Raw genomic sequence first — 11,787 nt, forward strand, 5'->3', positions numbered from 1 at the left:
ATGAACCAAAAAAAAGCCCCTAAAATTAGGAGCTCATTTTGATCTAATCAACACTGATTAAGCTGATTAAGCTGATTAAGCTGATTATTCTTTATCGTGTACAGCTTACAGACTGTTATTCAATGTTTTGGATCTGCTCACGCATCTGTTCGATAAGAACCTTAAGCTCTACGCCTGATGCTGTGATGTCTGTGCTGATAGACTTAGACGCTAGCGTGTTTGACTCACGGTTGAACTCTTGCATCATGAAGTCTAGCTTACGGCCACAAGCGCCACCTTTCTTCAGTACTGCATTTGCTTCTTTCACGTGAGAATCTAGACGGTCTAGCTCTTCTGCTACGTCTGACTTCTGCGCAAGTAGGATAAGCTCTTGCTCAACACGAGAACCTTCAAGTTCGATTTTCGCATCTTCAAATTTGGTAAGAAGACGCTCACGTTGCCACTCTAGGATCTCAGGCATACGTGCACGAACTTTCACTACTTCTTCAGTGATTGCATCTAAGCGCTGAACGATTAGCGCTTTCATGTTTTCGCCTTCACGAGCACGAGCATCAATGAACTCGGCGATGGCATCGTTGAATGCTTCTAGTAGATCTTTGTTGATGGCATCCATGTCTTGCTCTGGAGTTTCCATCACGCCAGGCCAGTTCATGACTTGGAATGGGTTCAGACGGCTGTCTTCACCTGTCATCGTCATAACTTGGTTAGCGGCATTGATCACTTGCTGAGCCAAACCTTCGTTAATGCTCAGTTCACCTTTTGCTGCTGGGTTTGCTTCGAAGCGTAGGTTACATTCAACCTTGCCGCGCGCTAGACGCTTACGGAAACGCTCACGCAAGATCGGCTCTAAACCACGGAACTGTTCAGGCATACGGAAGTAAGTTTCAAGGTAGCGTTGGTTTACACTACGGATTTCCCATACTGCTGTACCCCAATCGCCTTTTACTTCTTTGCGTGCATACGCGGTCATACTATAAATCATCGAATTTTCCTGTCTTTTATCATTCTGAAAATAACGCGCACGCATAGTATCACGATACGGGGTGCACCCGAAGCCTGTCGCTTTTCGGCGATAAATAGCCTTTCACGGTAAGTATCTTTGAGTCGCAAGTCGATTTAAGTCGTAAGTCGCTTTGAATGGTAAATAGATTTGAAAGATAAACTGCTATATAATCTTGCCCCAATCAAAACTGTCTCACCCCTTTCTTAGGTGATGCACTCTTTCGATAGTAAATCACTTCAGACTGTTAATAAGGTAGATACCAATGCGTCCAAATGACCGCGCTGTAGATCAAATTCGTCCAATTAAAATTACTCGTAACTACACAGCTTATGCTGAAGGTTCTGTATTAGTTGAGTTCGGCAACACTAAAGTTCTATGTAATGCGACGGTAGAAGAAAACGTACCGCGTTGGTTAAAAGGCCAAGGAAAGGGTTGGGTAACGGCTGAATACGGCATGCTGCCACGTGCAACGCACACTCGTAACCGTCGTGAAGCGGCGAGCGGCAAGCAAGGTGGTCGTACGATGGAAATCCAACGTCTGATCGCTCGTAGCCTACGTGCTGTTGTTGACCTGAAAGTAATGGGTGAAATTATGATCACTGTCGATTGTGATGTTATCCAAGCAGACGGCGGTACTCGTACTGCTTCTATCTCAGGTGCAAGCGTTGCAATGGCTGATGCTATCAACAGCCTACTAGCAAGCGGCAAACTGAAAAAGAACCCAATGAAAGGCCACGTAGCGGCAGTTTCAGTGGGCATCGTTGGTGCACAAGCACTGTGTGACCTTGAGTACGTTGAAGACTCAGCAGCCGATACCGACATGAACGTTGTAATGACGGAAGACGGTAAGATGATTGAGATTCAAGGTACCGCAGAAGGCGAACCGTTCAGCCACGAAGAGTTGATGCAGCTTTTAGCCCTGGCGAATAAGGGCATTGCTGATATTGTTGAAGCGCAGAAGTCGGCGTTAGCAGAATAGTTTTTAGATAGCTCCTTTTTTAAGGGGCTATTTTTTTATTTTCGTCATATATAACTCTACACCAGCGTTAGCTGCAATTTTTCACCCTAATCACATAGGTCCCCTATGCTCATAGGGCTGAAAAACCTTGCTGCCTTGTTGTAGAGCTATCTATTTAGAAAATACATCATTGTTAGCTTCCTGAGCGATTGGAAGTTAGGAACTGGAAAGTAAATTAATTTAGAGGATGAGCATGAAAGCATATCAACGTGAATTTATTGAATTTGCACTAGAGAAAGAAGTACTTAAGTTTGGTGAGTTTACTTTAAAGTCTGGCCGTAAGAGCCCTTACTTCTTCAATGCTGGATTGTTTAATACAGGTCGTGACCTAGCGCGTTTAGGTCGCTTCTACGCAGCAGCATTGGCTGATTCTGGCATTGAGTTCGATGTACTATTTGGCCCTGCATACAAGGGTATCCCAATTGCAACGACGACAGCGGTTGCACTCGCTGATCACCACGATGTAGACACGCCCTACTGCTTCAACCGCAAAGAAGCGAAAAACCACGGTGAAGGTGGCAACCTTGTCGGTAGCGCGCTTGAAGGTCGCATCATGTTAGTGGACGACGTGATCACTGCAGGTACTGCGATTCGTGAGTCGATGGAAATCATCCAAGCAAATGGCGCTGATTTAGCGGGCGTGCTTGTTGCTATCGACCGTCAAGAGAAGGGCAAAGGCGAACTGTCTGCGATTCAAGAAGTTGAGCGTGACTTCGGTTGTGCGATTATCTCAATCGTTAGCCTGACTGACTTGGTGACTTTCCTTGAAGAGAAAGGCACAGACGCAGCACACCTAGAGTCAGTAAAAGCATACCGCGCTCAATACGGCATCTAATACTACTCGTAATTAGACTATAGAATGCACAAGGGGCTGATGATTCATCAGCCCCTTTTCTTTTGGTTCAGTATTCAGTATTCATTATTTATAACGAATGCCGCGCTCCACTTCTGGGTCTTCCATGGTCTTAAAGCGCTTGTGCAGCCACATCCACTGTTCTGGTGCTCTTAAGATAATCTTCTCAAGGTAGCGGTTCATGTAGGCGGCAGCCGCTTTCTCATCTTTCTGTGGATAGTCATCTTCGATCGATTCATCGGCCATGATCTCATACTTGCCATCGGCATTTCTAAAACCAGAACCCGGAACAAGTGCGCATCGGCTCGTATAAGCCAGAATACTAGTGCCTGTTGTAGTACATGCATCTTCTACTGCGAAGAAAGGCACAAACACAGACTTGTTACGACCGTAATCATGATCCGGTAGGTAGAAAAGGATCTCACCTTGACGCAGGATTCGAATCATACGCTTCACGTCTTTACGGTGAATCAGACGATTGCCGTTCTGAGTACGGCCGCGGTATTGAATGAACTCATACGCCGGATTGTTGTGCGGGCGGTAAACACCTAAACCTGAAATACCGAGAACAGCCATTGCTCGCGCAGTGATCTCTAGGTTTAAGGCATGCACACAGCATAGAAGAACACCTTTACCGTTGGCTTTATGTGTACGCAGTGTTTGGGTGTCTTTATCTACTAGGATTCGCTTGAAACGCCACGTTGGCCAGAACCAGGTAATGCCGGTTTCGATGAGTGCCATACCTGTGTTCTTAAAGTTCTCACTGACCATTGCCGCGACTTCATCTGCGGGCTTGTCTGGGAAGGCGAGCTCCAAGTTACGTGTTGCTACCGCGACACGCTTTTTACCATAGCGAGCACCCAAAGAGCCTAACGATCGGCCTAACAGCAGTAAGAGGCGATAAGGGAGAACGTTAACGATAAGCGCCAATAACCCAAAACCGAACCATACTCCCCAGTATTTAGGGTGGAGTAACGCCAGAGTAAAAGGTGGCTTAGTAATAACGTGTTGTGCAGTGCTGTTTGTCGGAGAAGTTTTCGTCGTCATAACCATCACTTAAGATTTGATTGCTACTTAATTTGATTGCTACTTAATCTGAGCGCTTAGCAGAGCCCAATAAGCATCAAAGTTTTCTGTTGGTTGATATTTGAAGTCTGAGCGAACAAATCGATTCAAGCTGCCTTCAACTTGACCGAGCAGTTGAGCGGCTAAGATTTTCTCATCAACCGGGAATGATTTCCCTTCACGAAGCTTTCTTTCACGCAGGATCTGGCGAAGTTGCGTCTCAATGCGTTCGAAAAGTTGGTTGATGCGATCACGCAGGCGTTCATTTTCAAACATTAGAGCATGACCAGATAAAATTCGAGTCAGGCCTGGGTTACGTTCTGAGAAAACTAAGATAAGTTGTAGTACTAGGCGTATGCGCTCTAGCGTGTCTTTCTCTTCATCCAGAATACGGTTGATTCGAGACATCAACGCTTCTTCAATGAACTCGATCAGGCCTTCAAACATGCGGGCTTTGCTTGGGAAGTGGCGGTATAACGCAGCTTCAGAAACACCCACTTGCTTGGCCAACTTTACCGTTGTGATACGAGAAGCACCTTCGGTCGATTCCAACATTTGTGCGAGAGCTTGTAGGATTTCTTCACGACGGTTTGATTTTCGAGTACCAGCCATCTATTTACTTCCTTTCCTAAAGATGAGGATTGAGTGAAGAAGGATTATAAACACCATTCAATTCTGTTTCCTAGTTTTGTGAGCCCTAGGTCAACAGAATCGAGAGGTGTCAGCAGATTATCAGAGCAAATTTGTGCGTTTATACATTAATAAGCTGTTGGATCTGATCGAGGATCTGGAAACCAAGTGTGTCTTTGCTCTCCAGTGGTAGAGATTTATCGCCGCCTTTCCAATAAAGGTGCAGCTCATTGCTACTGCTATTGAAGCCTTGGCCTTCAACTGAGACGTCGTTGGCGCAGATCATATCGAGGTTCTTTCTTTCCAGTTTACCGCGTGCGTACTTCTCAACATCTTGAGTTTCTGCTGCGAAGCCGACAGTAAATGGGCGACCTTCGGTCATTGAAGCGACAGAAGCGACAATATCTGGGTTTTTAACCATTTGAATGGTCATGTCGTCTTTACCGTCGACCTTTTTAAGCTTTTGGTCTGCGATGGTCTCAGGGCGATAATCGGCAACCGCGGCGCAGCTGATGAAAATATCATGTTGAGAAGCGTTTGCTGCAACCGCATCAAACATCTGTTGAGCGCTGTCGACATCGATACGATTAACCTTATTTGGTGTCGCGAGTGATACAGGGCCGCTGACTAGAGTTACTGTTGCGCCTTGTTTCGCTGCCGCTTCAGCCAGAGCATAGCCCATCTTGCCCGAGCTGTGGTTGGTAATGTAACGCACAGGGTCAATGGCTTCACGAGTTGGACCCGCCGTGATTAACACAGAGCGACCAGCAAGAGGTTTAGGTTGGAAGAAGTCTTCACAGCGGTGCACGAGCTGCATAGGCTCTAGCATGCGACCCATTCCCACATCACCACACGCTTGTTCGCCAGCCGCCGGTCCCCAAATCTCACAACCACGACGTTTTAGTGTTGCGATGTTCTCTTGAGTGGCAGGGTGGCTGTACATCTGTTGGTTCATTGCCGGAGATACCGCAACTGGCGCATCGGTTGCTAGAACCAAAGTGGTCAGTAGGTCGTTACCCATGCCAGCTGTCATGCGCGCAATCAGATCAGCGGTTGCTGGCGCTAGTAATACCAAATCAGCCCATTTTGCGAGCTCAATGTGCCCCATGGAAGCCTCAGCAGCAGGATCAAGCAAACTATCAGACACTGGCCTTCCAGAGACGGCTTGCATGGTGAGAGGAGTAATGAACTCCTTGGCTGCATTCGTCATCACGACTTGTACTTGTGCTCCACGTTCAATTAAGCGTCGAGTCAGTTCGGCACATTTATACGCAGCGATACCACCACTAATGCCAAGTAGGATTTTTTTCCCAGCCAGGCCTTGTAGGTCAGCGTTATCCAGTTGATTAACCAATGTTTGCATGATTCTGTTCCTTAATTTCTCTGGGACTTACGATATCAGAACAAAGGATTAGTGCCTAGAAGCAGAATTAGAACAGATTTGACGCTCATCAAGTTGGTGTTATCAAACTTATCAATTACACGATTTTGTTAGTGTCTCGTTTCCTTTGACCTCTATCGAAGGATCTCTTATTACGATCTCATTAAGGTGATGGGTTGTGTTCATGACCAATGATTGTCTTTATATGCCAATAGATAAAATACCTGCCGAATCGATGCCGAGAGAAAAGTTGTTAAATAGAGGGCCTGATTCTTTGAGTGATGCTGAACTGCTCGCGATATTCCTGCGAACAGGGACACAAGGAATGAACGTCTTGGAACTCGCTGACAAGTTGATCAAAGACTTTGGCTCGCTCCGTCATCTTTTTTCAGCAACGCAGGAAGAATTTTGTGCCCATAAAGGGATGGGGCAGGCCAAGTATGTTCAATTACAGGCTGTGTTAGAGATGACACAGCGCTATCTAGCAGAGACGTTATCTCGCGGAGATGCACTCACTAGCCCTAGTCATACTAAGCTTTATCTTTCGAGCATGTTGCGTGATCGCCAGCGAGAAGCCTTCTATATATTGTTCCTCGATAACCAAAATAGGGTAATCAAAGACGAAGTTATGTTTGAAGGAACCATCGATGCCGCATCGGTTTACCCACGGGAAGTGGTTAAACGGGCACTTCATCACAATGCGGCGGCATTAATCTTGGCTCATAACCATCCTTCGGGTGTCGCGGAGCCCAGCCAAGCGGATAGGAGGATTACACGCCGATTGACCGACGCATTAGCGCTGGTGGACATCCGAGTTCTCGACCATTTTGTCGTTGGAGATGGCGAAGTTGTCTCTTTTGCAGAGCGTGGATGGATTTGAATCACATTTTAGGTTGTTAGTTGCGTTAAATCTGCTATTATTCCGGCCACATTTTTAGACCTAAAATCAGCTCTGATTACTCAAGCAAGCTGCGCTGCACAAAAAAAGATCACGAAATCCGTAAAAAGGATCTGTTCGGGTCTTGAGCAATGCGTGTCAAGTTAGTATAATGCGCGACCTTTGATAGCCTTGTATGGATTTTCCATAACGGTTTTTACCTTCTATTTTAATTGATAGAGAGGTTCGGCCACCAAGGTTGATATCGAGCTGAAACGATTGGAGAAGACATTCATGTCCCGAGTATGCCAAGTAACTGGTAAGCGTCCAGTAACGGGTAACAACCGTTCACACGCACGCAATGCTACTAAGCGCCGTTTTCTGCCGAACCTACAAACTCATCGTTTCTGGGTAGAGAGCGAAAAACGTTTTGTTAAACTACGTCTAACTGCTAAAGGCATGCGTATCATTGATAAGAAAGGCATCGATGCTGTTCTTGTTGATATCCGTGCACGTGGCGAAAACGTTTAAGAGGAATTAAGCAATGGCTAAAGGCATTCGTGAGAAAATTCGTCTAGTATCTTCTGCAGGTACTGGTCACTTCTACACAACTGATAAGAACAAGCGTAACATGCCAGGCAAATTTGAGATCAAAAAGTTTGATCCAGTAGTTCGCCAACACGTTATGTACAAAGAAGCTAAAATCAAGTAATTGATGCTTTTTTTGCTCTTCTTCAGTAGAAGAAAGAATTGAAAAACCCAGTTTAATCGCTGGGTTTTTTTATATCTACAATTTGAGGAACTCAATTATTCTTGCTTGATATAGCCTCTGATAGATAGAAATCTGTACAACATAGAAAGTATTGCCACTTTCACGATATACTGAATGTTCAATAGGTTAGATGAGCAGAATCAGATGAGATATCGTGGACGCCGGTGGAACAACATACTCATGTTCAGTGTGATCGCTTTTATTGGCGTGTTAAACCTTCCAACATTGATCAAAGCGTACCTTATCGAGCCTGAACCGCAGGTTGATAGCCCTTATCCTTATCTCCTGAACCCAACAGCAAAGCTTCAAGCGTTACACTTTGCTAAGTGGTCTGTCATTCAACAAGATAATCAATGGGTTTACCAGTTCGAAGATACTGACTTTCCTCAAGCCACCAATGCACAAGAGCTGTCACAACGTTGGAAAGAGCTTGTGGGCACGGAAGTCGACTCACAGACCTACACAGACCTTACGCCTCGGTTAAATACACCACACACCATCGAAGTATGGTATCAAGACCAAGAAGAGCCCCAGCGTATTACCTATTATCAATTGCCTAAGTTCTGGTTGTTAAAAAACTGGAATGATCAGTGGTTGGCGGTGTCTATTGAAGAGAGCTACCTGTTTCCAAGCTTTAACGCTAACCACTCCTCTAAATCGGACGACTAACTATGCCTGAATTACCCGAAGTCGAAGTAAGCAGAATGGGGATCTCGCCTCATTTAGTCGGCGAGACCATTAAAACGCTTACCTTTCGCACGCCGAAGCTGCGTTGGGATATCCCACAAGAGCTCAAAGCATTAGAAGGGCAGGTGATTCGCTCTATCTCGCGCCGTGCAAAGTACCTATTGATTGAAACGGATACTGGCACTGCCATTGTTCACCTTGGTATGTCTGGCTCACTACGCGTATTAGATGCTGACTTCCCAGCAGCAAAGCACGATCACGTGGATCTTAAGCTCACTAATGGAAAAGTACTACGCTACAACGATCCACGTCGTTTTGGCGCTTGGCTGTGGTCTGCTCCCGACGAAACACACCCTGTGTTACTCGGTTCTGGCCCTGAACCACTAACCGATGACTTCAACGCTGACTACATTGCTGAGAAAGCAGAAAAGCGTAAAGTGGCCGTCAAGCAGTTCATCATGGACAATAAGGTGGTGGTGGGTGTCGGGAATATCTACGCCAACGAAGCGCTATTTGCTTCACGTATTAGCCCTTTGCGCCCTGCAAGCAAAGTGACAAAACAAGAGTGGGTCTTGTTGACCAAAGAGATCAAACAAGTGCTCGCCACCGCCATTAAACAAGGCGGTACTACGCTAAAAGATTTCGCACAAGCAGATGGCAAACCGGGGTATTTCGCCCAAGAGCTGCAAGTGTATGGCAAAGCAGGCGAAAAGTGCCCTACTTGTGAAGCTCTTATTCAAGAGTTAAAAATAGGGCAGAGGAACACGTTTTATTGTGAAGAGTGCCAAGTATAAAAAAACTGAACTTATGTTCACTTTTTTACGCTAGTAGATAGGCAGGCTAATAGCTACAATTACACTAATGATATGAATTGAGAATAGTAGAATGAAATATTTAGTAACTGGCGTTGCCGGGTTTATTGGCTCTGCAGTTTCAGAGCGACTATGCGCAGCAGGACATAAGGTTGTCGGCATTGATAACTTGAATGACTACTACGAAGTCTCTTTGAAACATGATCGCCTAAAGCGCATTGAGCATGAAAACCTGACCTTCATCGAGCTGGATCTTGCTGATAGAGAAGGCATGGCAACGCTGTTTGCTGAGCAAAAGTTTGACCGTGTGATTCATTTAGCGGCGCAAGCTGGCGTTCGCTACTCAATTGATAACCCGATGGCGTATGCCGATAGCAACCTTGTCGGTCACCTAGCTATTCTTGAAGGCTGTCGCCACAACAAGGTTGAACACCTGGTTTACGCTTCATCAAGCTCTGTTTATGGCTTGAACCAGAAAATGCCATTCCACACGGCTGACAGTGTTGACCACCCGATTTCATTGTACGCTGCGACTAAGAAGTCGAATGAGTTGATGGCACACACTTACTCGCATTTATATGACGTACCAACGACAGGCTTACGCTTCTTTACCGTTTACGGCCCTTGGAGCCGCCCTGATATGGCGATGTTCAAGTTTGCGAATCTAATCGTAGCGGGTAAAGAGATCGACATTTACAACAATGGCGACATGATGCGCGACTTCACTTATATCGATGATATTGTTGAAGGTATTATTCGTGTGCAAGACCGAGTTCCAGCTAAACAGCCAGATTGGACAGTAGAGCAAGGCTCACCAGCAACCAGTTCAGCACCATACCGAGTGTTTAACATCGGTCATGGTAGCCCAGTTAAATTAATGGACTACATCGAAGCCTTAGAAGGTGCTCTAGGTGTTGAAGCGAAAAAGAACTTCATGCCAATGCAACCAGGTGATGTGTACGCGACTTACGCTGATACGGAAGATTTGTTTGAAGCGGTTGGTTATAAACCTCAAGTGAAGATCCAAGAAGGCGCGAAAGCTTTTGCGGATTGGTATAAAGCTTACTACTCACTATAAGAGTTAGTTTCTCTTATAAAAATAGCGCTCAATGAGCGCTATTTTTATAGGTAATCGCATGATTGCTTTTTAGGTATAAGTATAAGCATAAAGAGAGGGGGCAATTTAATGTGAGTGTACTTTTCCTAGACCTAGAATTTTGGTCTGAACTCTTTATCTAGTACTGCAAGGTGATAAAGGTTTGTTGATAGATTAAGTGCCATACTCTTTATTTTGTTCACAATCTTCATAAAGGCGACAGAATAGTCTTTTCTACCTTTATGTTTACGACTACCGATAATTGACGGCCGTTTACTACGCTGTAATCCAGCAGAAGAAACACCAAACATGGGGTGCTTATGAATCCAAGTATTCCTTAAGAATACATCAACTGGATAATTAAAAGTTGAACTTTGTTCGATGAAAGCTTGTGCCGCTTTGGGAGATATAGCATAGCAGGCGGTTCCTTGAGGAACTTTCAAATACTTTACAAGATGCTGTGTATCGTACTTATCAACTGAATAATGTAGTCTATTCTTACTGTCTTGTAAGCGAATAAAACCACACTGCTCAATATGCTGTTCGGCGATAGTCAAAGTATTGCGAAATATATCGATATCAATATCGGCATGATCTTCGAAGACTAAAATGGGTTCATTTAACTCTATGCATTTTTGCCAAATAAGATAATGGCTTGCATAACACCCCACTTCCCCAATTGCATGCGGTCTACCCATATTGTGTAAAAAAGCTCTATCGTGAATTCTTGTTAGTAGAGGATGTTCATCGGTTCGTGCATCCACTCCGATAAAAAACTCAAAATCAACCTGAGCATCCTTAAGGGCGTTAGCTGTTGATTTTTGCCTACAATGGTTTGCTTTTAAGGTAATACAGTATGATTTCATAAAGCTATATTGATGTATTTATTCACAAGAAATTATGTTATCACTCGTTTGGCTTTTTGTAATGATTGTTCGCTTTGTTAGAGGTTATGGTTGTGACGAACCTCAAGAGTGTTCGGGGTTCGCATTATCTGATTCATAGGTTCTGCAGTGTCAGAGCTAATATGTAGGGGTCTAAATGAATTTATCTGTCTCAAAAAATAGCGCTCAATGAGCGCTATTTTTTTTCGGTGTAGGTAAAGAGAATTACTTGGCAGTCTTCAGCTTTATCTCGGCTGCCACCTTTTGTGGCACAAACTGGCTAATGTCTCCACCATGAATGGCCACCTCTCGAACTATTGTCGAAGAGAGGAATGCATACTCCTCTGAAGGTGTTAAAAATACACTTTCAAGGCCTGGAAGTAGCTTTCTGTACATGCTGGTGAGTCCAAACTCGTACTCAAAATCCATGGTTGTTCTTAGGCCTCGCACCAACACATTCGCTTGCTGCTGTTTAGCAAAATCGACCAGTAACCCCGAAAATCCTTCAACAGACACGTTAGGTAAGTGAGACACCGCATCACGTAACAACTCTACACGTTCATCTAATTCAAACATGGTTTTTTTACTTGGGCTCGCTGCTACTCCAACAGTGATATGGTCAAACATGCTAGCGGCACGAACAATGATATCAAGGTGGCCATTGGTCACCGGATCAAAAGTTCCTGGATAAATAACGTGTGTGCTCATT

At 44.9% G+C, this 11,787-nt stretch carries 14 protein-coding genes; 8 read left to right on the top strand and 6 right to left on the bottom strand.

Going from position 1 to position 11,787, the window contains the following annotated elements:
* Positions 1-115: 115 nt before the first annotated feature.
* Positions 116-982 carry a YicC/YloC family endoribonuclease gene (locus AB4274_RS14635; protein ID WP_050633873.1) on the bottom strand — a complete coding sequence of 289 codons (867 nt, stop codon included), beginning with the start codon at positions 980-982 and terminating at the stop codon, positions 116-118.
* A 283-nt stretch (positions 983-1,265) separates the two neighbouring features.
* On the opposite strand from AB4274_RS14635, the gene rph reads away from it, so the two are divergent.
* Together rph and pyrE are read left to right on the top strand one after the other, a co-directional pair.
* Complete coding sequence (rph, locus tag AB4274_RS14640; protein ID WP_019826449.1) at positions 1,266-1,982, top strand: ribonuclease PH; 717 nt, start codon at positions 1,266-1,268, stop codon at positions 1,980-1,982.
* Between the two features lie 232 nt (positions 1,983-2,214).
* Positions 2,215-2,856, top strand: coding sequence for an orotate phosphoribosyltransferase (pyrE, locus tag AB4274_RS14645; protein WP_017059267.1), 642 nt, complete (start codon positions 2,215-2,217; stop codon positions 2,854-2,856).
* 84 nt (positions 2,857-2,940) lie between these two features.
* Here pyrE and lpxL read toward each other — a convergent pair whose 3' ends face one another.
* The 3 genes from lpxL to coaBC all read right to left on the bottom strand — a co-directional run bounded on the left by lpxL (position 2,941) and on the right by coaBC (position 5,932).
* Positions 2,941-3,921 carry an LpxL/LpxP family Kdo(2)-lipid IV(A) lauroyl/palmitoleoyl acyltransferase gene (lpxL, locus tag AB4274_RS14650; protein ID WP_017059266.1) on the bottom strand — a complete coding sequence of 327 codons (981 nt, stop codon included), beginning with the start codon at positions 3,919-3,921 and terminating at the stop codon, positions 2,941-2,943.
* Between the two features lie 39 nt (positions 3,922-3,960).
* Positions 3,961-4,551, bottom strand: a complete 591-nt coding sequence (gene slmA / locus AB4274_RS14655) for a nucleoid occlusion factor SlmA (protein ID WP_004741428.1) — start codon at positions 4,549-4,551, stop codon at positions 3,961-3,963.
* A 139-nt stretch (positions 4,552-4,690) separates the two neighbouring features.
* Positions 4,691-5,932: a bifunctional phosphopantothenoylcysteine decarboxylase/phosphopantothenate--cysteine ligase CoaBC gene (coaBC, locus tag AB4274_RS14660; RefSeq protein WP_136979983.1), complete on the bottom strand. Its 1,242-nt coding sequence runs from the start codon at positions 5,930-5,932 to the stop codon at positions 4,691-4,693.
* Between the two features lie 223 nt (positions 5,933-6,155).
* On the opposite strand from coaBC, the gene radC reads away from it, so the two are divergent.
* The 6 genes from radC (at position 6,156) to AB4274_RS14690 (ending at position 10,176) form a co-directional block, all read left to right on the top strand.
* A complete protein-coding gene (gene radC / locus AB4274_RS14665) occupies positions 6,156-6,830 on the top strand; it encodes a DNA repair protein RadC (protein WP_017071069.1) in 675 nt (224 codons plus the stop codon).
* 291 nt (positions 6,831-7,121) lie between these two features.
* Positions 7,122-7,358: a 50S ribosomal protein L28 gene (gene rpmB / locus AB4274_RS14670; RefSeq protein ID WP_004728407.1), complete on the top strand. Its 237-nt coding sequence runs from the start codon at positions 7,122-7,124 to the stop codon at positions 7,356-7,358.
* 13 nt (positions 7,359-7,371) lie between these two features.
* Positions 7,372-7,539 (top strand): 50S ribosomal protein L33, encoded by a 168-nt coding sequence (rpmG, locus tag AB4274_RS14675; RefSeq protein ID WP_002535344.1) that lies wholly within the window; start codon positions 7,372-7,374, stop codon positions 7,537-7,539.
* A 204-nt stretch (positions 7,540-7,743) separates the two neighbouring features.
* Positions 7,744-8,268, top strand: coding sequence for a hypothetical protein (locus tag AB4274_RS14680; RefSeq protein ID WP_372110047.1), 525 nt, complete (start codon positions 7,744-7,746; stop codon positions 8,266-8,268).
* A gap of 2 nt (positions 8,269-8,270) precedes the next feature.
* Positions 8,271-9,080: a bifunctional DNA-formamidopyrimidine glycosylase/DNA-(apurinic or apyrimidinic site) lyase gene (gene mutM, locus AB4274_RS14685; RefSeq protein ID WP_372112422.1), complete on the top strand. Its 810-nt coding sequence runs from the start codon at positions 8,271-8,273 to the stop codon at positions 9,078-9,080.
* A gap of 91 nt (positions 9,081-9,171) precedes the next feature.
* Entirely contained in the window at positions 9,172-10,176 is a 1,005-nt protein-coding gene (locus AB4274_RS14690; RefSeq protein WP_372112424.1) for an NAD-dependent epimerase, read from the top strand.
* A 131-nt stretch (positions 10,177-10,307) separates the two neighbouring features.
* Here AB4274_RS14690 and AB4274_RS14695 read toward each other — a convergent pair whose 3' ends face one another.
* Entirely contained in the window at positions 10,308-11,060 is a 753-nt protein-coding gene (locus AB4274_RS14695; RefSeq protein WP_016792613.1) for a glycosyltransferase family 25 protein, read from the bottom strand.
* Between the two features lie 243 nt (positions 11,061-11,303).
* Positions 11,304-11,786, bottom strand: a complete 483-nt coding sequence (coaD, locus tag AB4274_RS14700) for a pantetheine-phosphate adenylyltransferase (RefSeq protein ID WP_010433787.1) — start codon at positions 11,784-11,786, stop codon at positions 11,304-11,306.
* Position 11,787: the final 1 nt, after the last annotated feature.

Source organism: Vibrio sp. 10N.261.55.A10, assembly GCF_041470825.1.
Taxonomy (GTDB): Bacteria; Pseudomonadota; Gammaproteobacteria; order Enterobacterales; family Vibrionaceae; genus Vibrio; species Vibrio crassostreae_C.